Annotated in this window: 16 protein-coding genes; 8 read left to right on the top strand and 8 right to left on the bottom strand. The window is 40.7% G+C overall.

The annotated features are described in order from the left end of the window. Positions 1 to 11 precede the first annotated feature (11 nt). A complete protein-coding gene (locus A7967_RS16920) occupies positions 12 to 2,162 on the top strand; it encodes a pre-peptidase C-terminal domain-containing protein (RefSeq protein WP_064435887.1) in 2,151 nt (716 codons plus the stop codon). 143 nt (positions 2,163 to 2,305) lie between these two features. On the opposite strand, the gene A7967_RS16915 is transcribed toward A7967_RS16920, so the two are convergent. Next, positions 2,306 to 3,088, bottom strand: a complete 783-nt coding sequence (locus tag A7967_RS16915) for a nucleoside-binding protein (RefSeq protein WP_054206228.1) — start codon at positions 3,086 to 3,088, stop codon at positions 2,306 to 2,308. Between the two features lie 81 nt (positions 3,089 to 3,169). Then, positions 3,170 to 4,483, bottom strand: a complete 1,314-nt coding sequence (locus A7967_RS16910; RefSeq protein WP_054206229.1) for a Na+/H+ antiporter NhaC family protein — start codon at positions 4,481 to 4,483, stop codon at positions 3,170 to 3,172. Between the two features lie 260 nt (positions 4,484 to 4,743). Between A7967_RS16910 and dapB the strand changes: the two genes are divergently transcribed. The 5 genes from dapB to A7967_RS16885 all read left to right on the top strand — a co-directional run bounded on the left by dapB (position 4,744) and on the right by A7967_RS16885 (position 11,832). Then, on the top strand, positions 4,744 to 5,541 hold the full coding sequence (gene dapB, locus A7967_RS16905; RefSeq protein WP_054206230.1) for a 4-hydroxy-tetrahydrodipicolinate reductase: 798 nt from the start codon (positions 4,744 to 4,746) through the stop codon (positions 5,539 to 5,541). A gap of 207 nt (positions 5,542 to 5,748) precedes the next feature. Continuing rightward, the gene (carA, locus tag A7967_RS16900) at positions 5,749 to 6,885 is read left to right on the top strand and encodes a glutamine-hydrolyzing carbamoyl-phosphate synthase small subunit (protein ID WP_054206231.1); all 1,137 of its coding nucleotides are present in this window, start codon (positions 5,749 to 5,751) and stop codon (positions 6,883 to 6,885) included. 16 nt (positions 6,886 to 6,901) lie between these two features. Next, a complete protein-coding gene (gene carB, locus A7967_RS16895) occupies positions 6,902 to 10,120 on the top strand; it encodes a carbamoyl-phosphate synthase large subunit (protein WP_054206232.1) in 3,219 nt (1,072 codons plus the stop codon). 48 nt (positions 10,121 to 10,168) lie between these two features. Beyond that, positions 10,169 to 10,645, top strand: a complete 477-nt coding sequence (gene greA / locus A7967_RS16890) for a transcription elongation factor GreA (RefSeq protein WP_054206233.1) — start codon at positions 10,169 to 10,171, stop codon at positions 10,643 to 10,645. Positions 10,646 to 10,785: 140 nt separating this feature from the next. Continuing rightward, positions 10,786 to 11,832 carry a S66 family peptidase gene (locus tag A7967_RS16885; RefSeq protein ID WP_054206234.1) on the top strand — a complete coding sequence of 349 codons (1,047 nt, stop codon included), beginning with the start codon at positions 10,786 to 10,788 and terminating at the stop codon, positions 11,830 to 11,832. A 243-nt stretch (positions 11,833 to 12,075) separates the two neighbouring features. Here A7967_RS16885 and A7967_RS16880 read toward each other — a convergent pair whose 3' ends face one another. The 3 genes from A7967_RS16880 to A7967_RS16870 all read right to left on the bottom strand — a co-directional run bounded on the left by A7967_RS16880 (position 12,076) and on the right by A7967_RS16870 (position 14,982). Continuing rightward, on the bottom strand, positions 12,076 to 13,584 hold the full coding sequence (locus A7967_RS16880) for an OmpA family protein (protein ID WP_054206235.1): 1,509 nt from the start codon (positions 13,582 to 13,584) through the stop codon (positions 12,076 to 12,078). A 408-nt stretch (positions 13,585 to 13,992) separates the two neighbouring features. After that, complete coding sequence (locus A7967_RS16875) at positions 13,993 to 14,649, bottom strand: nitroreductase family protein (RefSeq protein WP_054206236.1); 657 nt, start codon at positions 14,647 to 14,649, stop codon at positions 13,993 to 13,995. Positions 14,650 to 14,691: 42 nt separating this feature from the next. Then, the gene (locus A7967_RS16870) at positions 14,692 to 14,982 is read right to left on the bottom strand and encodes a putative quinol monooxygenase (protein ID WP_054206237.1); all 291 of its coding nucleotides are present in this window, start codon (positions 14,980 to 14,982) and stop codon (positions 14,692 to 14,694) included. 120 nt (positions 14,983 to 15,102) lie between these two features. Here A7967_RS16870 and A7967_RS16865 point away from each other — a divergent pair, with 120 nt between their 5' ends. After that, positions 15,103 to 16,041 carry a LysR family transcriptional regulator gene (locus A7967_RS16865; protein ID WP_054206238.1) on the top strand — a complete coding sequence of 313 codons (939 nt, stop codon included), beginning with the start codon at positions 15,103 to 15,105 and terminating at the stop codon, positions 16,039 to 16,041. Positions 16,042 to 16,107: 66 nt separating this feature from the next. Here A7967_RS16865 and A7967_RS16860 read toward each other — a convergent pair whose 3' ends face one another. The 3 genes from A7967_RS16860 to A7967_RS16850 form a co-directional block, all read right to left on the bottom strand. Next, positions 16,108 to 17,559, bottom strand: coding sequence for a serine hydrolase domain-containing protein (locus A7967_RS16860; protein ID WP_054206239.1), 1,452 nt, complete (start codon positions 17,557 to 17,559; stop codon positions 16,108 to 16,110). A 174-nt stretch (positions 17,560 to 17,733) separates the two neighbouring features. Then, on the bottom strand, positions 17,734 to 20,895 hold the full coding sequence (locus tag A7967_RS16855) for an efflux RND transporter permease subunit (protein WP_054206240.1): 3,162 nt from the start codon (positions 20,893 to 20,895) through the stop codon (positions 17,734 to 17,736). A 3-nt stretch (positions 20,896 to 20,898) separates the two neighbouring features. Continuing rightward, positions 20,899 to 22,071, bottom strand: coding sequence for an efflux RND transporter periplasmic adaptor subunit (locus tag A7967_RS16850; RefSeq protein ID WP_054206241.1), 1,173 nt, complete (start codon positions 22,069 to 22,071; stop codon positions 20,899 to 20,901). 126 nt (positions 22,072 to 22,197) lie between these two features. Between A7967_RS16850 and A7967_RS16845 the strand changes: the two genes are divergently transcribed. Beyond that, a complete protein-coding gene (locus A7967_RS16845; RefSeq protein WP_054206242.1) occupies positions 22,198 to 22,461 on the top strand; it encodes a YkgJ family cysteine cluster protein in 264 nt (87 codons plus the stop codon). Positions 22,462 to 22,530 lie beyond the last annotated feature (69 nt).

Below are 22,530 nucleotides of genomic sequence, written 5' to 3'. Positions count from 1 at the left end.
CAGGAATGAAGATGAAGTTACGTCAATGTATCCCTTTGTTAGCCGCCGCACTTTGTAGCCAGTATAGTCAGGCAGAGGTGAATGAACTACAAATACTACAATACACCAGTGAAGCAAGAAAAAGCACAATAGGTGAGAGCGCTGATATTGATTTAAGTTTTTCCAATCAATATAAAACTATGGCAGACGGGGTTGTGGTTATAAGCCATGAAGTAAGCCACCCTGGGGCCGATTTTATAAAAGTGCACTTTAAAGATTTACACTTACAAGGCAATGCTAAACTGGTCGTGAGAAATGCAGATAATTCTGAACGATACGAATACACCGCAAGTAATATGCGATTTGCTACTTTTGATTCACGTGAAGGTGATGATGGTATCCATTCTTTTTCGTCTATGTCGGTCTCAAATGACAGCGCTATCATAGAGTATTATCCAGATCCCCTTGATGCTACTTCATTGACAGAGTTTGGCCATATAGATAACTATTTTTATGGTACAGAAAGCCACACAGCTCAGTACGATTTGAGTGACGTAGCGCCATCATCAACCTGTGGCGTAAATGAACGTCAAGATGTTCAGTGTTGGGCTAATACTCACCCAACAGAATTCGAGCGAAGCCGACCTATTGCACGCCTTGTTATAGGTGGGCGTAGTTTATGCACGGGCTGGCGAGTAGGTAGTGACAATAAAATGTTTACTAATAACCACTGCGTCGAAACCGCCGCTGAACTTGCATCAACTGAAGTGTGGTTTAATTATCAACATAAAAGTTGCAATGGGACGATTCGGGAGTCGGTTGTTAAAGTGTCAGGAAAAGACTTTTTAAAAACGGACGTCATGCTTGATTACACCTTATTTAGTGTTAACAACTTTTCTTCAATAACCCAGTTTGGGCATTTGGGCCTTGATGTTCGCAGCGGTATTAATGGCGAACGAATATATATACCTCAACATGGTGCCGGAAACCCTAAAGAGCTCGCTATAGAATCTGATCGCGATACTAACGGATTATGCCAAATAAATAATGCCTCAGTGAATGGCCGAGGCACTAACACAGATATGGGCTATTACTGTGACACAATAGGAGGGTCTTCGGGCTCACCTGTTATCGCAGCATCGAGTAATAAGGTAATTGCGTTGCACCACTTGGGCGGTTGTTACAATAAAGGTGCAAAAATTAGTAGAATTTGGCCACAAGTATCTACTTTTTTCAATGGCGTGGTACCCGTTGGAGATAACGCAGGAACAACGCCGCCAGCTGTTGCACGTTTTAGTTATCAATGTGATTTTGAGCAATGCAGTTTTGATGCAACAAACTCAAGTTCATCAGGAACGGTAAACCGTTTTGATTGGCAATTTGGCGATGGCCAAACAAGTAATGGTGTAACTGCCGTACATACATATAATGCAGCGGGTAATTACGATGTTACATTATCAATTCGCGATAGCAATAATCAAACAAACACGATTACAAAACAAATCATTGTCAGCAGCGACTCTCAGCCTCCAGTAAATAAATTAACCAAAGGGCAGACGATTAGTAATCTAGCCGGTAATAAAGGCTCAGAAATACGTTATTTTATCGATATTCCATCTCAAGCAACGAACATAAAAGTTACCACGTCAGGTGGTTCAGGTGATGTTGATTTATATGTTAAAAAAGGCAGTAAACCAACGTCAGCTAGCTACGATTGCCGTCCGTATCGAAATGGCAATAATGAAACATGTAGCTTAAATACTGGCCAAGGTCGATACCATATTATGCTTAAGGGGTATGCCAGCTTTAGTAATGTCAGCATCTTAGCAGATTATGATATGCCTACAACGACACCTACGCCTCCACCAGGATCAGGTAATGGCTCAAGTTCAATCATTACCTCACGTGCTTATGGGCACCCGGGTTTATGGAATAAATATACGTATACAGTTCCTGCAAACAAAAGTAGCGTAACGATAGAAACGTCAGGACAAATAGGTGATGTTAATTTATACGTAAAAGTAGCGGGCGAGGTTAGTCTGACTAGTTATGATTGTAAGTCAGTAACGAGTGGTTCAGCACAGACATGCACAGTGCCTGTTACATCAGGACAGGTGCTTGCTATTGGGTTGTATGGTCAATCAGCATACGACTGGGTGAAAGTGTCAGCAAATACGCAATAACCATTGATGGGTTATATCAATCTGGGTAGATATGGGGTCTATTTAATTCGTTAAATTGTTCAAATATTTATGCTGATTGGTATTAATTAAGTTAGATATAAGCAACGTATTTTAATACGTTGCTTATATTATAATATTTGACGTTAAAAGGTCCATTCTACATGAAGTTGTGGCACAGACTCATTGGTATCAGTGCCTAGCTTGTTATGCCAGTATTGCCATTCTAAACCTATTAAGAGTGTGTCTTTTTTCATATCTATGGCATTGCCCAAATCCCAAGTAATAATTGGCTGCGCTAAAATCCACGCTTTAACATCATTGCCTAATTCATTTTCGCGTTCAGCAATGTATTCAATGTGGCCTGTAATATTAAAGTGTTGAGAACCAATCGTAAATGGATACCCCCACGCAATATCAAGCATCCAACTATTAGTTTCACTTGGTGCACCACCACGTGCAATACCTTCATTATCATCAATGTAGGCGGTCACTAAGGTCGATAAAAAGCTAAACCCGGGTGCTTGCCAATTAACTTTTACCCCGGGTAAGTATTTTAATACTTTAGCCTCTCCTGAGGCATTAAACCCAGCGGTTAAACCGACATCAGAAATGGCACCAAATGAAAAGTCATTACCAGATATTTTAGACAGGCTGAAAGTTGAATACCATTCGCCGTAAAAGTCACGATCTTGGTAATCATCTTCTAAATCATCATTTAAATAATCAATGAAGAAAAAGTTATCGCCGTAATCGTAACCAGATGCATGTTGTAGAGAAACATTGGTAGTGCCTGCTTCTAATGAAGTGAATGGGTTTGTAATATCACCACGATTTATATGTAACTGGGTTTTGCTCCAACTAGCTGCAAAGCTTGAAGTGCTTAGTATGCAAAGCGTAATTAAAGGTAAAGATGTTTTTAAGTTCATAACGTTATGCTTAATGGAAAATTCAAAGCAAAGTATAGCAGCTGCGCCTAGAATTGGGCGCAGCACGGGATTTATTATCTTTTATGCTTTATTTCGACGTAAGCAAATTACAGTGATGGCGGTAAACGCCAATATAAAACAGTAGTACGAGGAGGTTGATACTTCCCATGGGCTAATTTTAAATGTTGCACCTAACAGTAAAGCTTGTGCGCCATAAGGCAGCGAGCCTTGTGTTACACAGGCAAAAATATCCAACAAGCTTGCTGAGCGTTTACCACTAATTTTACCATCATCGGCTAGCTTCTTAGCGATAGGACCTGCAACAATAATCGACACAGTATTGTTGGCGATACACATATTGCTGGTCATTACTAATGCGGCAATACCAATTTGATCTGCTACCTTACGGTGCCATTTGGCAATTACCTTGGTGATAGCCTGAATTTTATGCGCTATATAATCAAGGCCGCCGTTAATACGGATAAACTCAGATAAGCCACCTATAAACATTGATAACAAGAATATCTCTTGCATATCGGTAAAGCCTTTATAAATATCTTTTACAAAGCTTGCGCCTTCATAACTGCCCGTAAAGCCCATGAGTGCGGCGAAAATAATACCACTAAATAACACCACAAAAACATTAAAGCCCATTACGGCTAACACTAAGATAAACGCATAAGGAAGCACTAACCAAATGTTGTAATCGCTCGTTTCAACAGCTTGCGCAGCTGGTGTTAAATAAAATAATAAGCCAATTGTTAGCGCTGCAGCAGGCAAGGCTATTTTTAAATTTTCGCGGAATTTATCTTTCATCTCACAACCTTGCGTACGTGTTGCGGCAATCGTCGTATCTGAAATAATAGATAAATTATCACCAAACATAGCACCAGATACAATCGTACCGGCCATCAATGCAGGGTCAATACCGGTTTTAATTGATACGGCATAGGCGATAGGGCCAATCGCGCCAATGGTGCCCATTGACGTTCCCATTGCTGTAGAGACAACCGCAGCAATTAAAAATAAACCAGGTAAAAGAAAGGCTGGTGGAATAAGCGATAAGCCCGCATTAACAACGGCATCAACACCCCCAGTGGCACCCGCTACGGCAGAAAACGCACCGGCAAGTAAATAAATCAAGCACATGGTAATGATGTTGTTATGGCCTGCGCCTTTTATAAAGGTTTCGACACTGTGGTTGATGGTATTTTTATTAAGGATAAACGCTAGCATAATCGCAGGTAAAATCGCGACGGGGGCAGGAAGTTGATAAAAGGCGTAATCAACCCCTTGTGATTGCAGGTATAAACCAGCACCTAAAAATAAGGCCACAAAGGTAAGTAGGGGGAGCAAAGATAATTTTGCTGTTGTTTTATTAAATGCTGGCTGCATCATATTCCTCGTTAGATAACTCATTACAACAGCCAAAGCTTCCCTCTTTTAGCTGAATTTAGTTGTTTGTCTCATCAAAAAAGATAAGTACCTCAACAGCGCCCGCAAGCCAAAGACCAAATCGGCGCAAATAAGGAAGTTTAAATGTATAGATGGCTAAAGTCTATGGGTATCTGTTATTATTATTTTAAAGGGTTACCTGACTATTACACGAGTTTTAGATAAAATCTAGCGAACTCAAACATGCATAGGTTAATAACATGAATCGAATCGGCGTATTTGGCGCAAATGGAAGAATGGGGCTGGCATTAGTCGAAGCCGCACATAAAAATAATAATGCAGAGCTTGGCGCAGCCTATGTCCGTAGTAGTTCGCCCTTACTTAATTTAGCGGTTAATCAGTTAAATAGTGCAGCGCCAGTTGCTATGGACTTTAGTGATGAGCGTAATGTTGAAGACATTGATGTACTAATTGACTTCACATTGCCTGCCGGTATGCGTGAGCACTTAAAGACGGCCATCAAGCAAAAAATCCCAATGGTTATTGGTACTACCGGTTTAAATGATGATGACATGCAAACCTTACAAGCGGCAGCACAGCATATCCCGATCGTATTTGCGCGCAACTATAGCGTAGGTGTGAATTTACTGCTTAACTTAGTACAAACCGCGGCAACAAAGTTTGGTGATGACTTAGATATCGAAATTTTCGAAGCGCATCATCGCCATAAAATAGATGCGCCATCAGGCACTGCGCTGGCTATTGGCGAAGCCATTGCAGAGGCAAAAGGCTGGGTACATGATGATGTTGCGGTATTTGATCGTAGCCAAGTAGAAAAAGAAAAATCGCAAAATGAAATTGGTTATTCGGTGCTTAGAGGGGGGGATATAGTTGGTGAACATACCGCATATTTCGCAACTTCTGGCGAAAGGCTTGAATTAACTCATAAAGCCAGTTCGCGAATGACCTTTGCATTAGGCGCAGTAAGAGCTGCAGGCTGGTTGAAAAATAAGCCTGTAGGACTTTATGATATGCAAGATGTGCTTGACTTGAAGTAGTTTAGTTGCATTTTTGGGTGTTTGGTGGCTTTTTTAGCTAATAAGGCTTATTTCTGCTAATTATTGAAATAGGGTTAGACCTAAAAGCCAAATTACTATAAAATAGCGCTAATTTGCCAAAAATTCATAATTGCGTGTTTCCAATCGCTATAAACGGGTAGTAAAGCAAATGACTTTACGCCCGTTTTTTACTGTTAGGAGGTTAACTTGACTAAATCCGCTCTGTTAGTTCTAGAAGACGGCACAGTGTTTCGCGGTACTGCAATCGGCGCCGACGGCATGTCTGTCGGTGAAGTAGTATTCAATACGTCTATGACTGGTTATCAGGAAATTCTGACTGACCCTTCATACGCGGAACAAATCGTAACTTTGACGTACCCACATATCGGTAATACGGGTACTAACAGCGAAGACGAAGAAGCGAGTCACATTTGGGCTAAAGGCCTTGTGATCCGTGATTTGCCACTGCTAGCAAGTAATTTTCGTAACGAGCAATCGTTAGATGATTATTTAAAAGAACGTAATATCTTAGGTATTGCAGATATCGACACCCGTAAACTGACTCGTATTTTGCGCGATAAAGGCGCTCAAAACGGTTGTATTGTTGCCGGTGACGAAGTAGACGAAAACCAAGCGCTCGCAGCTGCGCAAGCCTTCCCAGGCTTAAAAGGTATGGATTTAGCGAAAGTAGTCTCAACCAAGGAAAACTTTGAGTGGCGTGAATCAAGCTGGACATTAGGCGAAGGGTTCAAAACTCTAAACGCAGCCGATGAAAAGTTTCATGTTGTTGCTTATGACTTCGGTGTAAAGCGTAATATTTTACGTATGCTTGTAGATCGTGGTTGTAAATTAACCGTTGTACCTGCACAAACCTCGGCAGCTGACGTGTTAGCACTAAACCCAGATGGTATCTTCTTATCGAATGGCCCGGGCGATCCAGAACCGTGTACATACGCCATCGATGCAATTAAAACCTTCTTAGAAACTGAAACACCTATTTTTGGTATCTGTTTAGGTCACCAATTGCTAGCTCTTGCCTCGGGTGCAAAAACAGTGAAAATGAAGTTTGGTCATCACGGTGGTAACCACCCAGTGAAAGACTTAGACCGTGGTGTTGTGATGATCACAGCGCAAAATCATGGTTTTGCTGCTGATGAAACAACGTTACCAGATAACCTTCGTGCTACGCATAAGTCGTTATTTGACGGTACGTTGCAAGGTATCCATCGCACCGATAAACCAGCGTTTAGCTTCCAAGGTCACCCAGAAGCAAGCCCAGGCCCACACGATGCAGCCCCATTATTTGACCACTTCATCGATTTGATGCAAGCGCGTAACAACTAATTAGACCGGAGTAACAATGCCAAAACGTACCGACATAAAAAGCATTCTTATCCTAGGCGCTGGCCCGATTGTAATCGGCCAAGCCTGTGAATTTGACTACTCTGGTGCTCAAGCGTGTAAAGCACTCAGAGAAGAAGGCTATCGAGTTATTTTAGTTAACTCAAACCCTGCAACAATTATGACTGATCCTGATATGGCTGATGCGACGTACATCGAGCCAATTCACTGGGAAGTTGTAGAAAAAATTATTGAAAAAGAAAAGCCTGATGCAGTACTGCCTACTATGGGTGGCCAAACAGCATTAAACTGTGCACTAGAATTAGACAAGCATGGTGTTTTAGCTAAACACGGTGTTGAGCTAATTGGCGCAACGGCTGATGCAATCGACAAAGCAGAAAACCGCGAACGTTTTGATGTGGCAATGAAAAGCATCGGCTTAGAATGCCCACGTGCTGAAATCGCTCATTCAATGGATGAAGCAAAAGACATCATCAAGCGTATTGGCTTACCGTGTATTATTCGACCTTCTTTCACTATGGGCGGCACCGGCGGCGGTGTAGCGTATAACTTAGAAGAGTTTGAAGAAATTTGTGAGCGCGGTTTAGACCTTTCGCCAACTAACGAATTACTGATTGATGAATCACTCATTGGTTGGAAAGAATACGAAACAGAAGTTGTTCGCGATAAAAACGACAACTGTATTATCGTGTGTACCATTGAAAACTTTGACCCTATGGGCGTGCATACAGGTGACTCGATCACTGTTGCACCAGCACAAACATTAACCGATAAAGAATACCAATTAATGCGTAACGCTTCTATGGCGGTTCTTCGTGAAATTGGTGTTGAAACAGGTGGTTCAAACGTACAGTTTGGTATTAATCCTGAAGATGGCCGTATGGTTATCATCGAGATGAATCCTCGTGTATCACGCTCATCTGCACTAGCGTCAAAAGCAACAGGTTTCCCGATTGCTAAAATCGCGGCTAAGCTTGCGATTGGCTACACGCTTGATGAATTACAAAATGATATTACTGGTGGTAAAACACCTGCGTCATTTGAACCATCGATTGATTACGTCGTAACAAAAATTCCTCGCTTTAACTTTGAAAAATTTGCCGGTGCAAACGATCGTTTAACGACGCAAATGAAATCTGTAGGCGAAGTAATGGCGATTGGTCGTAACCAACAAGAGTCGTTACAAAAAGCATTACGCGGTCTTGAAGTAGGCGCAACGGGTTTTAACCCAATTGTGGCACTTGATGACCCTAAAGCGAAAGAAAAAATCATCCGTGAACTACGTGAACCAGGTGCAGAGCGTATTTGGTACATCGCCGATGCAATGCGTCATGGTATGAGTGTTGAAGATGTTTACGAATTGACTAAAGTCAACCGCTGGTTCTTAGTACAAATTGAAGACATTTTAAAAGACGAAGCAAAAATTAGCGATGTAGGTATGGCTGGTTTAAATGCTGACTTCCTACGTAAGTTAAAGCGTAAAGGTTTTGCTGACCCGCGAATTGCTGAAATTGCCGGTGTATCTGAAGCTGAGATTCGTAAGAAGCGTCATTTATTAAACATCTTGCCAGTATACAAGCGCGTTGATACGTGTGCTGCTGAATTTAGCTCTGATACCGCTTACATGTATTCAACGTACGATGAAGAGTGTGAAGCGAACCCAACTGATCGTGATAAAATCATGGTTATTGGTGGCGGTCCTAACCGTATAGGTCAAGGTATCGAGTTTGATTACTGTTGTGTTCACGCAGCGCTTGCATTACGTGAAGATGGTTTTGAGACTATCATGGTTAACTGTAACCCTGAAACGGTTTCTACCGACTACGATACTTCAGACCGTTTATACTTTGAACCAATTACCCTTGAAGACGTGCTAGAAATCGTACGTGTTGAAAAGCCAGTTGGTGTAATCGTGCAATACGGTGGTCAAACGCCACTTAAACTTGCTCGTGAACTTGAAGCGAACGGTGTGCCAGTAATTGGTACTTCGCCAGATGCGATTGACCGTGCAGAAGACCGAGAGCGTTTCCAACAATTAGTTGAGCGTTTAAACCTTCTTCAGCCTGAAAATGCAACAGTGACTTCAACAGAAGAAGCGATTTTAAAATCAGCTGAAATTGGTTTTCCATTAGTAGTACGTCCTTCGTATGTACTTGGTGGCCGTGCGATGGAAATCGTGTATGACGAGCAAGACTTACGTCGTTATATGACCGAAGCTGTACAAGCATCAAATGAAGCGCCAGTATTGCTTGACCGTTTCTTAGATAATGCGATTGAAGTTGACGTTGACGCAATTTGCGACGGTGAGCAAGTGATTATCGGCGGCATCATGGAACACATTGAGCAGGCCGGTGTTCACTCAGGTGACTCAGCCTGTTCATTACCAGCACATTCGTTATCACAAGAAGTACAAGACGTAATGCGCAAGCAAGTGACTGATATGGCACTTGAGCTTGGTGTAGTTGGCTTGATGAATACACAGTTTGCTGTAAAAGAAGACAAAGTATATTTAATCGAAGTTAACCCACGTGCAGCACGTACAGTACCGTTTGTTTCTAAAGCGACGGGGGTTGCACTTGCTAAAGTAGCGGCGCGTTGTATGGCAGGTCAATCTTTAGCAAGCCAAGGTATTACTAAAGAAGTTATTCCACCTTACTACAGTGTAAAAGAAGTGGTATTACCATTTGCTAAGTTCCAAGGCGTGGATCCAATCCGTGGCCCTGAAATGCGTTCTACTGGTGAAGTGATGGGTGTAGGCGATACGTTCGCTGAAGCTTTTGCAAAAGCGCAATTAGGTGCAAGCAATACTTTACCACGCGGTGGTCGCGCGTTACTATCTGTGCGTAATAGCGATAAACCACGTATTGTAGAGCTAGCTAAAACCATGACAGATCTTGGTTTTGAACTAGATGCAACCGGTGGAACAGCTGCTGCACTTGAAGATGCTGGTATTGCGGTACGCCGTGTAAACAAAGTATTTGAAGGTCGCCCGCATATTCTTGATAGAATCAAAAATGGCGAGTATAGCTATATCGTTAATACTACCGAAGGTCGCCAAGCGATCGAAGATTCGAAGGTGTTACGTCGTGGTGCATTGCAACACAAGACTAACTATACTACGACCTTGAATGCGGCATTTGCTAACTGTACTGCTAACCAAGCAGACGACCGCAGCAAAGTGACGTCAGTTCAAGAACTACACCAGCGATTGAACTAAGGAAATGTGCCAAGGCCTTAATCGGCCTTGGGATTAAGTGAGAAAAGTATGCAAACAATTCCGATGACAGTTCGTGGCGCAGATTTAATGCGCAAAGAACTTAACGAATTAAAAACAGTTACCCGTCCAAAAATTGTTGCTGATATTGCAGTGGCACGTGAACATGGTGACTTAAAAGAAAACGCTGAATATCACGCAGCGCGTGAACAGCAGGGTTTTTGTGAAGGCCGTATTCAAGAGATTGAAGCAAAGCTTTCAAATGTACAAATCATTGATGTAACTAAGTTACCAAATACAGGTAAAGTTATTTTTGGTACGACAGTAACAATCGTTAATGTTGATACTGACGCTGAAGTTAAATACCAAATAGTTGGTGATGATGAAGCGAGTATTAAAGATAACCGTATTTCGGTAAATTCACCGATTGCCCGTGGTTTAATTGGTAAACAAGCTGATGATGCTGTGATCATTAAAACCCCGAAAGGCGACGTGGAATACGAAATCCTTGAGGTTGAGTACGTTTAATTACTTTACTGACTTTCACGTTTTATTAAAAACCGATGCTTAGCAATAAGCATCGGTTTTTTTATGCCTATGCTAACCTCGACATTCATTAATAAACTAGGTACGTTAGAAGTAATTGTTTCTTATACTTTAGGTTTTTTATGGAAAAGGTTATTTTCCCTACAGCATTACAAAGTGGCGATAAAATTGCAATCTGTGCGTTTTCTTCTAGTGTAGAAAGCCCTTTCCATAAACGCCTTGATATTGTATTGAATGGTTTAACACTGCGCGGCTACGAAGTAATAGAAGGGGAGTGTTTAAGGCAAAAAAATTGCTCTGCAAAGCAACGTGCAGATGAGTTAATGACTTTTTTGACTGATGATAGCATTGCCGCAATTATGCCACCTTGGGGTGGTGAGCTTGCTATGGAAATACTTCCACACCTTGATTTTAATGTGATTAAAAAGTCTCGCCCTAAATGGCTGGTTGGGTTCTCTGATATAAGTACACTTGCTTGTGTAATAACAGCGAAATGCGGTTGGGCCACATTGCACTGTACAAATTTAATGCAATTACATCCAGACGAACAAGATACTCATTGCTTACAAGTATTTAAAACGCTTGAGCTTGAAGCGGGCAATGAGTTTACTCAAACCCCTGCGGCCTTTTATCAAGGTGATGCAATTAATTATGCACAATCACCGGATGCGTTATTTTCACTGTCAAAGCCTAGCCAATGGCGTTGTCTCAATGTAAAAGACAACCGTGATGTTGAGCTTTCTGGGCGACTATTTGGTGGCTGTTTGGATACATTAGGTTTATTGCTTACGTCACCTTTTTTATCACTACATGAATTTAAAAAGCAGTTCGCGCCGCATGGTTTGGTCTTGTATCTAGAAAATGCAGAGCTTCAGCCGGCAGCTGTATTAAGGTTTATTATTTCACTTAAGCTAAATGATATATTTGGTCTTATTAATGGCTTAATTATTGGTCGAAGTGCGGTTATAAGTACAAAAGAGCAAGATATTGATTATTACCAAGCGCTGGAACTTGCACTCAGTGATCGTTTATTTCCAGTAATAATAGATGCAGATATTGGTCATGTAGCGCCCAATTTATGTTTAGTTAATGGAGCAAAAGTGAAGATCAGTGCAAGGCTTGAAAACACACTCGTTAAAAACGCTAAAATAATAACGTATTTAGAGTAGTACCTTCTTTTGTGAATATTAGTAAATCATGCGCGGCATAAAGCCCCGCCTACGGCAGGTTTAGATCTTTATGCATGTATCGTAGGAGGGAGTTTACCTCGCGCAGCTCTAAGATTGGTATTAACTGTTTTATGCTTAACCAGTTGCACAAAGAGTGGCTTATTAGGGAAATAAGCCACTTATTCATCTAACTTATGCAGAATGTATTAAACATTAACCATACCGTAGTAGCGCAGAGGTTAATTATTTTGAATCCGACATTTGTTCCACTAACTCAACACGTCGATTAAGTTCGCGGCCTAATTCATTTTTGTTAGTTGCTACAGGGGAATAGGGCCCAACACCTTGTGAAATTAATCTTTTTTCAGCGATACCATAGTTAGTAATTAAAGCGTTAACAACAGCATCAGCCCGACGTTTAGAAAGCTCTAAATTATATTCAGCAGAGCCTTTATCATCTGTGTGACCAACAACATACAAACTCAATGCCTTATTTTTTTCTAAAACTTGCGCAATGACATCCAATGATTGTTTAGATTCAGGCTTTATGCCCGCTTTATCGTAGTCAAATAACACCCCATAGATTGAGGCTTTACCTTTTTGCTTAAGTTGCTCTAACACTTTATCGCTATTTGTCTCTATTAACCCAGTTAATAATGGCTCGCTCTGCATCACTACAAGCTGAATACGAGAATCGCCTTCAAAGTTACCTATAAAAAAAGCTACATAGGTAGTTTGGCCATCAACAGTACTTTTCATAACTTGGTATCGAGGTTGGCGCCAGTAATTATAAGCTTGTTTTACAGCGAGCTTATCACCTAACTTTTGTAAATCCTCATCGATTAACCTATCTCTGGTGTTACCACTGCATGTATTTTTTTGACAAGAGAATACCGTTTCAAACCCTGCTTTAACTAAAGCACTTAGATAATTATGATAAATTTTTAGCGTTGACACCCTGTTTACGATATAAGTAATTTTGGTTAAGTCTCCGGTAACGTCTAGCATTGGGAGTGTGTTTGTTTTTGTATCAACAATACCAACAGGAATGCTGAATTCTTCATAATCAACCTGTTTATAATCTTCAATATAACTACTAGGGTAGCGACTTATTAATGGATGGTCTGCTGAGCCTCCTTTATCTTTACGTGGTGCCTTGGTTATCTGTTTATTATTGTGTTTGGTAAATGCGTCAAAATTGGCAGTGACAAGTCCTGATTCAATGTCTTTTATATCCACTGTGGTTAATAATACTCGCGTCGTATTTTTATACTGACCAACAAATAACGAAATAGCAGCATCGAGGGACTCATCCCCTTTTGTGGCGAAAATATAGTGAGGTTGTTGGAATTGATTACCAGAGTTAAAGTAGCTAGACTTGTCAGCTAATAATTTTCTTTGTACATGTCTATCTCCTGAATAACAATCACTTAAAGAACATGTATAAACCACTTTAAAACCAGCATCACTTAACGCACTTTCATAATTTTTTGTTACCTTTAACGAAGCAACATTTTTTATCGTATAAGAGTAATGTCCGGTATCTCCAATAAATTTTTGATATTCAAATTGTTGAGGTCGTTTTTCTTTAGGCACAAATTTTGTAACAAGGCGAGTTTCTTCGCCTGCTAAAATAACTGAATTCTGCAACTTTGCATTTGGGTAGGGTGAAAGTAGGGGCTTTGCTTGTATGCTAAATGTAAAACTTAGAAAAGTAATACAAAGCACACATATTTTATTTATGTTGTTCATGATAATTCCTTTTAATTGATTAGTATTGAGCCTAACCACTCAGCCTAACCACTCAGCCTAATCGCTGAGTGCCACTTAGCTTGTCTTCCCTTTCATTATTGTTGGGTAATCAAGGTGAAATGTAAAAGCGGTACAAAAATACTACAAATTCAACCATTTTTCAAAGTGACTTGAATTTAAATATCATATTAGGGTTGAATTATCAGCTGGATTTGAGCGTTTTTTTGCGCAATTTGCTGGTGAGGTTGACTTCAAATGTAAGGTAGATAGGGTGGATAACGTATCAATTTTTTAAGGGCTATTTTATCTTAAAACACAAATTAACGGTTATTACGAATAAGATTAAAAATGCACAATTGTTATTTTTGTGCATTTTATTTTGGAATTATAGTGATGTGTATTTATAAGCTATAAAATGCTGATCACGTGCTCTTGGCCCAAACGTGATTTTGGTAATTTAGCATTATAGTCGGTTACCGTTTCATGATAGCCAATAGCAAGTGCAACATCACAAATGTATCCGTCGAGTTCATCTGCAAATATTTGGCTAATAAGATGTGGATCTACGCCTTCCATTGGTGTTGAGTCAATCCCTAAGCGCGCCGCGGTATGCATTGTGTTACCCAGTGCAATATATGTTTGTGCTTTTGTCCATGCTTCGTTATTGCCATTTTCATCGGTGTTAAGGTCAACAAATGCGTAAGCGCCAAATGCTTGTTCACGGTTCTCTGCTGGTGTACGACCATTTTTAATATCCGCATCAATAACTCTGGCGTAATCTTCACGGCTGTATTTAGGGTTGTGGGCAAATAAAATAATATGCGAGGCTGTTTTAACATGCGGCTGATTAAACTGAAATTTGTTTTCAAAAGTGTCATGCATACGTTGTTTAGCATGATCTGATTCAATCACAATAAATTTCCACGGCTGCGAATTGATAGATGAAGGTGATAGGCGCATTGCTTCATATAATACGGCTAAATCGTCAGCAGCAACACGTTTGGTTGCATCGTATTTTTTTGTTGTGTAACGAGTATTTAAGTCATTAATAATTGGGTGTGTCATATTTTTTCCTGTAGCGAATAGTTTAAATTAGCTAAACCTTGATTACTTAATAATCGTCATTTCATTAAGTGTAAATGACTCAATTGCACCATCAACAGCTTCAACATAGTCTTGAAGGTGTTGGTTGTTCATATGTGCTTGCCATAATTGGCGGGTTTGCCAGTTTTCATAAAACATAAAATGAGCGGGGTTATCATTATTTTGATGTAAGTCGTAATTGATACAGCCTTGCTCAGCGCGTGTTGTTTCAATAAGCTTTATTAATTGCACTTTTACTAAATCAATGTGTTCAGGTTTGGCAATAATATTTGCCACAATGGTCAGTTGTGCCACTTTAACTCCTACGAATGAATGTATCTAAGCTAGGTTTATTCTATACATGCATAGTAATCCTTGCTTTGCTTTAGATAAACACCATAATGATTGAATCATTATCAAATAAAAATAGATAATATGCAGATTGAAGATTTAAAACTGATTTTGAAAGTAGCGGAGTTTAGAAGTATTACGCGCGCCGCAGCAAAACTAGATATGCGTACAGCCACTGCCAGTGCAGCAATTAAACGAGTAGAATCAGCATTAGGCTGTGAATTATTTGTACGTACTACACGTCACCTAAGGCTTTCAAGTGCAGGCGAGCGGTACATTGTGCAGTGTGAGCAAGCGCTGACAATACTTGAGCAGGCAAAGCAAAACATTAAAGGTGAACACGATGAAATTGAAGGCGAGCTGAGGGTTGCATTGTCATCTGATCTTGGTCGAAATTTAGTGATCCCTTGGATAGATGAAATAATGGACAACTACCCTAAAGTGAGTTTACGTACTCACATAAGTGACAGTAACATAGATTTTTATCGTGATTCAGTTGATATAGCGCTTCGCTATGGCTCGCCTAATGATGCTAACGTGTATGGATTTAAAATTTGTACGGTGCCGCGTTTATTGTGTGCAACCAAAGAGTATCTTGCTGAGCACACTAACCCCATACATCCCGATGATCTTGAACAGCATCAAGGACTGTTTTATCAGCTACAAGACATTATCAATAATGTTTGGGAATTTACCGATGGCGAAAATAAATACAAAGTAAAAATGCAGGGAAGGCGAGCTTCAAACGATGGTGATTTAGTTAGGCGTTGGTGTGTTGGCGGTAAAGGACTTGCTGTAAAATCGGCGCTGGATATTGCAGATGACCTGCTTAATGACAGGGTCGTTACAGTTATGCCTGATTATCAACATACCTGCGGCGAGCTGTGGCTAATTTGCCCAAGTCGGCAATCAATTACGCCCGCAGTGCGGTTGTTGCGTGATGTATGCAGACAAAAAGCACACGAAACACTAAAACAGCTTGTTGAGAAGGGGATACTTGACACCAGTGTATTGGTAAACTAAAGCAACAAGTACACCCTAATTACGTGATCTTTGGATAATAAATTTATCGGCAGTTTCTTTTTTCGTTTATTTTAATAGCAGTTGTTTGATGGCTTTTTTTGCACTTTCACTCTCAGGGTTCAATGCAAGTGCAGTTTGATAGCTCCTTAATGCGAGTGTTGGCTTATTTGCAGTTAAATAAGCTTCTCCTAAACTGTCATGCGTGTTCGCAGAGTCAGGGTATTGCGCTGCATTGAGTTCAAAGATTGCAATGGCGGCATCAAGTTTTTTCATTGTCATTAATTCATAACCAAAGTAGTTGATGGTTCTTTCTCGAAGCGGGTTATTTTGCTCTTTTAGCTCACTATACTTACTTTTCAGTCCTGCAACTCCCCCAGCTAGTAAAGCATTATATAGTTGGCTATCAACATTTTCTGTGGCGATTTTATAGGGTTTGTCATAATAAATATTTAATAATCCTTCGGCCATCGGAGTTAATGGCGCTCCGCCAGTATTATTTAAAATAACCACCAATAATTGCTCCTCAGCAATACGACTAATAAATGCATTAAAACCATTAATCCCCCCTCCGTGTTGGATTTGAGTTAGTGGCTTGCCATACTTTTGCGTCTTTAATTGATTTACTTCCCAACCCAGTGCGTAATTACGTTGTGTTGAGGTGGTGTACATTTGACTTTTTAGCTCATTATTGAGCAGTTTATTTGTGTAAAGTGCTTGATCCCACTTAACTAAATCACGAGCAGTCGAGTACATAGAGCCTGCCGCATAGGGGATCGACATATCCAAATAAGCAGTATTAGTATAACCATCTAAGTTATTGTTGTAGCCACTAGCGCGATATTTGATGATATTACTACTTGAGTCATAACCACTGTCGCTCATACCAAGAGGCGTTAAAATATTTGTTTGCAAAAGTTGTTGATACGTTTTGCCTGATGCTTTTTCAATAATTGCGCCCAATAAAAAGTACCCTGAGTTACTGTAGCGAAATTTACTGCCGGGTTCGAAGAGTAAATCATCACTGCATAGCAGTTTAATGAACTCATCTACGCTATACGGATTACGGCTATAGTTCTGGCGAAAGTTGTTAGCTTGAGTGTAATTAGTAAGCCCAGAGGTGTGGTTAAGTAATTGCCTGACGGTAATTTGCTGCGCGGTGTCTGGTCGGTAATCGGGTAAATAAGTGGCGATGGGTTTGTCTAGCTCTATTTTACCATCTTGTACTAGTTGTAAAGTCAGCATTGCGGTGAATTGCTTAGTGATTGAGCCAATACGAAATTTTGTATTGGGTGTATGTTTAATATCCCATTCAAAATTGGCATAACCATAGCTTTTTTCAAAAATCACTTTGCCTTGTTTTGCCACTAAAATATTGCCGTTAAACTGTTTTAAGTCATGGTATTTTTGGATAAAAGAATCCATTTTTTGCTGTTGATTATTGGCGTTTGTAGCACCAGAGAATAATGCGAGGGATACTATTAAAAAAGAGTAAAGTAACACGAGTTGTTTTGATAGCATGTGCGTCCTTATTTGTTTTTAGTTCGTTTTATCGTCTATTTGTAGCGTGGATTGTGTGCTAAGTAAATAATTATAATGTTGATTTTATGTACTAAATTCACGGTTGTTGTGATTATTAATATAAAAAAGCCCGCACTGTAAACAGTGCGGGCTAGTTGGTTGGGATGTTAAATTTTATGTATTGGTTGGCGTTACTGCAACAGGTTGACCATCGACTAGCGCTTCTTTACCACGCCATTTACGAATAACTCGTTTGGCATCTTCTAGCGCCACGTATTGGCATGGGATCAGTATTAAAGTGATAACCGTGGCAAACAGTACGCCAAACGCAAGTGACACTGCCATCGGAATAACAATCTTCGCTTGTAGACTGGTTTCCATAATGATGGGCATTACACCAATAAATGTAGTGATAGAGGTGAGTAGTATTGCTCTAAAGCGTCGTGCGCCTGCTTGAGTTACGGCATCTTTAATTGCAACGCCATCAGCGCGCGCTTTATTTACAAAATCAACCATAACCAGCGAGTCATTTACCACCACACCGGCCACCGCGATAATACCGAAAATTGACAAACCACTCATCGTCATACCCAGTACCATGTGGCCAAACATGGCACCTATGACACCAAACGGTATCACCGACATAATAATTAATGGCTGCGAGTATGATCGTAGCGGAATTGCTAAAAGTGCAAAAATAATCATCATTGATAAAGCAAAATCACGTACTTGCTCTGCAACGCTGTCCATCTCTTCTTGAATACGTCCAGCAACACTGCTCTGTACACCGGGGTAACTTTTTAATAATGAAGGTAAATATTCATCGCGAATTTGCTCTGCGATGGCAAACGGTTCAACTTGATCAGTATCAACAGATGCCCACACATTAATGGTACGTTTAGAGTTTTCACGGCGAATGCTATTCACACCATCAACTAATTTAACTTCGGCGACTTCAGCCAGCGGTACTTCCGCGCCACTTGGCGTAACAATACGTACACTGTCAATGTCGCTGATTGAGTTACGGGCATCTTCAGGGTAGCGGATCATCACCTTAATCTCTTCGCCATCGCGAAGAATGCGCTGTGCTTCAAGGCCGTAGTAGCTAAAGCTTACTTGGGAAGCAACATCAGCAAGGGTTAATCCCATACTGTAAGCAAGTGGTTTTAAATCAAGTTGTACTTCATCTGTTGCACTTTGCATTGAGTCATTTACATCACCCACGCCTTCCAATGTATTAAGTTTTTCTTTCAGTTTTGCGGCAACTTCTTTAAGTTTATCAACGTTTTTACCTTCAAGACGGAAGCTAATATCGCCATCATCTCGGCCCCCATTCATAATGCTATCTTGAATGGTTAATGTTTTAACACCAGACAGAGGTGGCATTTGTTCACGCCAAAGTGCACTTAATGCAAAGGTATCAATAGGGCGTAGGTCTGGCTCAACCAATATCGCCATGATGCTGGCATTAGTACGACCGCGTAAGCTTACTGATAAATCACGAACCATAGCAGTGCCATATTGTTCTTTAAGCTGATTATCAACATTTATAATGACTTGCTCAATTTTACGCGCAGTTTCTAGTGTTGCTTGCTCTGATGATGCTAAGTTCATTTCGACGGAAATACGCGGAAAGTCATGAGGTATTTTAGGGTTAGCAACAAACTTAACGAGGCCACCTGCAAACATACCGCCGCTGACGATTAATACACAGACAAAGCCAATAATAACGGTATAGCGATAATGAATACAGCGACTAATAAACGGTGTGTAATAATTTTCTACAAAGCGTCTTAATCCGCCATCCATTACGTTACGTAAGCGGTGCAGTGGATTTTTAGGGTTTGGTTTACGTGGATTCATTGCGGCAATATGCGCAGGTAAAATAAGTTTTGACTCAATTAACGAGAAAATCAAACATAGAATAATAACGCCACCAATGGCTTTAGAAAACGCAGCACCTGGGCCTGTAGCTAAAGTTTGCGGTAAAAAAGCTGCAATGGTGGTTAATACACCAAAAGTGGCGGGCATAGCAACGCGTTTAACGCCGCGTACAACATTATCAAGACTGTGGCCGTACTTTTCTATTTCGGCACTGGCAGATTCACCTACGACTATCGCGTCATCAACGACAATTCCTAGCACTAATATAAAGGCAAACAGCGATGCTAAGTTAATTGTGACATCTAAAAAGCCCACTGGCATCATCAAAAATGCGCCAAGGAACGACACAGGTAAACCCATCATTACCCAAAAAGCTAAGCGCAGTGGTAAAAATAAGGCGAGTACCACCATAACCAAAATGCCGCCCCATACCATGTTATCGATCATCATATCTAATCGACCTTCAAGGTAGTAAGTTAGATCAACAATAGGGGTTAACTTTACGCCCGCAGGTAATGTATCGGCTTTATCTGCAAGGTATTGCTTGAGGACTTTAGCAATTTTAGTAATGTCTTGATCTTTTGACGCGTTGACTTCAAATGAGAGTGAGTTTTTACCATTGTATTTAGAGTATTGTAAGCCTTCTTCAAAGCCATCGTTGATGGTCGCAACGTCGCCTAAAAAGACTTGTGCGCCATCAGGGAGTAAAATTAGAGGAAGCTTTTCAAATTCATTACCACGGTACGCTTGTTTTTCAACCCGCATTGAAATATAGCCATTCTCAGAGCGTATTTGCCCCGCTGACATATTGGCTGAAAACGCGCGTACAGCCCCTGAAATATCCCTAAAGGTTAGGCCATATTCACGTAGTTTATCTGGACTGACTTCAATGCCTATTTCATAGTCTAAGCCACTGTTAAATTCAACGAGGTTTATTAATGGCAGGGCTTGGAGTTCATCTTTAATATTATTGCCCAGCTCTTTGAGCTGATGGTTCGACATATCGCCATACAGAGCGAGTATCATTACTTCTTGCTCAAACTTATCGTGACGAACAACAGGGCGTTCCATTTCAGCTGGAAAAGTGTTGATTGAGTCAACTTGCATCTTTATTTCATCTAGTACTTCTTGGGTGTCGTATTTTTCTGCGACTTCAATCCATGCTTGAGAAAAACTGCGGTTTGAGTAGGTGATTTTACGTTTTATACCTTCAAGGCCTTCAAGTGCTTCTTCGACCTTGATGGTAATGCCTTCTTCTACTTCTTGTGGCGCTGCACCAGGATACACCGCTTGCACGCTGATCCAGTTATTTTCAAACTGCGGAAACATTTGTTTACGAATAGAAAACGCCGTTAAAATGCCGCCCACGAGAATAAAAATCATTAAGAGGTTGGCCGCAACAGGGTTGCGAGCAAACCAAGCAATTAAGCCCTTTTCGCTATGAATGGTCATTTTTTATTCCTCTTTCAATGCAAGTTGGGTTGCACCAAGAGGCTTGTCAGCATCATTAATTTTTACCAGCATACCTTCACTTGGGTACTCAAGCGCAGAGGTTATTAGTTGTTGACCTTCCGTTAGGCCTTGTGATGCTATCACCATGCCGTTGTATTCTCTAACTATATCAATTGTTTTGAATGATAATGTTAAATCATCGTTGAGTACGACAATTTTGCCGTCCTTTACTAAATGGTGCGGTACAACAATCGCATTGTTTAATTCACGCCCTGAAATAGTCGCATTAATGTAAGAGCCAAAACGCAAAGGTTGCTCACTAGCATATGGGGTTGCAATTTGTGCGACTAAATAGCTCATGCGGCTTTTTTGATCAATCACGCCTTCACTGCGAACTACTTTTGCCTGCCATTGCGTTGGTTTCCCTGCAAAATCAGCACTAAGAGTGACTGTGGCGCCAATACCACCATTAATCAAATATTGCAGTTCTTTGTCTGCAACTGGAAGGCGTATTTCTGCAATGGAAGTTGAGCTTAATTCACCAAATTTATTACCTGGATTGACCACGCTGCCTAAACTAATATCACGCGCTGCAATAATTGCATCATAAGGGGCTTTGATATATGTACGCTCTAAATTACGTTTAGCTCGTTTTTCAGAGGCTTGCGCCGCACGATAGCGGGCTAGTTTTTCTGCTAGTTGTGGCTTACGTAAATACAACTGCGATGGAATTACTTGGCTTGAATTATCTTTGATGCGATCCCACTCAGCTTGTGCTACATGTGCTTGAGCACGTTCAATTTCTAAATCAGCGCTTGCTTGTGCCATGCCAGCCTGTGCTTCAATCAATGCAGCTTCATAATCATTTGGATCAATTCGTGCTAGAATATCGCCCTGTTTGACGAATCCGCCTTGAACAAATTGCTCAGAGACAAATACAACTTGCCCACTTACTTGGGCAACTAGCATGGTGTGATCTTTTGCTTTTACTACACCATAGGATTTTACATCCAAGTTTATTGGGTCAAGGTGGACAGCCGTTGTTGATACTAACGGGCGAGTATCAACTGCTGGTTTTTCTTCTGGTGGTTTCTTCATTGAAGAGAAGCCTGCAGCAAGTGCAATCCCGCCAACCAGTACCGCGATAGGTAGAATAATTTGTTTTTTAGTAGCCACAGGGCTTTCCTCATAATTAGGTGACAGAGTAATTATAGAGAATAAAATATTTTAAAACCGTATGAAGATGTAACAAGTCATTACACAGTTAACAAAGTAGATAAGTAAGGTACAAAAAGGGCAAGTATGAATACATTAACAATGACGTGTCGTTTAGGGTGTGGTGCGTGCTGTATTGCGCCAAGTATCAGCTCGCCAATTCCCGGCATGCCTAATGGTAAAAAGGCCGGAGAACGTTGTATTCAGCTGGATGAAGGCAATTTATGCAAACTATTTGGCGATGAAAGTCGCCCTAAAGTGTGCAGTGATTTTAGTGCTACTTTGGATGTTTGCGGTACCAGTAACGCACATGCTTTAGCGTTGATCACAGAGCTAGAAGAGCTGACCTAACGTAAAATTTATACACACATTTTTTACGCGTCATTGGTTTGAAGAATGTTTATAGGGCGTTTTTGCTTA

Origin of the sequence: Pseudoalteromonas neustonica (assembly GCF_001653135.1) — a bacterium.
Taxonomy (GTDB): domain Bacteria; phylum Pseudomonadota; class Gammaproteobacteria; order Enterobacterales; family Alteromonadaceae; genus Pseudoalteromonas; species Pseudoalteromonas neustonica.
This window is presented reverse-complemented; position numbering and strand designations above follow the sequence as displayed.

What these genes read in the sequence shown, in the direction of transcription:
- A7967_RS16920 (WP_064435887.1), top strand. Translation starts at nt 12, where the DNA reads ATGAAGTTACGTCAATGTATCCCTTTGTTAGCCGCCGCACTTTGTAGC.
- A7967_RS16915 (WP_054206228.1), bottom strand. Translation starts at nt 3,088, where the DNA reads ATGAACTTAAAAACATCTTTACCTTTAATTACGCTTTGCATACTAAGC.
- A7967_RS16910 (WP_054206229.1), bottom strand. Translation starts at nt 4,483, where the DNA reads ATGCAGCCAGCATTTAATAAAACAACAGCAAAATTATCTTTGCTCCCC.
- dapB (WP_054206230.1), top strand. Translation starts at nt 4,744, where the DNA reads ATGAATCGAATCGGCGTATTTGGCGCAAATGGAAGAATGGGGCTGGCA.
- carB (WP_054206232.1), top strand. Translation starts at nt 6,902, where the DNA reads ATGCCAAAACGTACCGACATAAAAAGCATTCTTATCCTAGGCGCTGGC.
- greA (WP_054206233.1), top strand. Translation starts at nt 10,169, where the DNA reads ATGCAAACAATTCCGATGACAGTTCGTGGCGCAGATTTAATGCGCAAA.
- A7967_RS16885 (WP_054206234.1), top strand. Translation starts at nt 10,786, where the DNA reads ATGGAAAAGGTTATTTTCCCTACAGCATTACAAAGTGGCGATAAAATT.
- A7967_RS16880 (WP_054206235.1), bottom strand. Translation starts at nt 13,584, where the DNA reads ATGAACAACATAAATAAAATATGTGTGCTTTGTATTACTTTTCTAAGT.
- A7967_RS16875 (WP_054206236.1), bottom strand. Translation starts at nt 14,649, where the DNA reads ATGACACACCCAATTATTAATGACTTAAATACTCGTTACACAACAAAA.
- A7967_RS16865 (WP_054206238.1), top strand. Translation starts at nt 15,103, where the DNA reads ATGCAGATTGAAGATTTAAAACTGATTTTGAAAGTAGCGGAGTTTAGA.
- A7967_RS16860 (WP_054206239.1), bottom strand. Translation starts at nt 17,559, where the DNA reads ATGCTATCAAAACAACTCGTGTTACTTTACTCTTTTTTAATAGTATCC.
- A7967_RS16855 (WP_054206240.1), bottom strand. Translation starts at nt 20,895, where the DNA reads ATGACCATTCATAGCGAAAAGGGCTTAATTGCTTGGTTTGCTCGCAAC.
- A7967_RS16845 (WP_054206242.1), top strand. Translation starts at nt 22,198, where the DNA reads ATGAATACATTAACAATGACGTGTCGTTTAGGGTGTGGTGCGTGCTGT.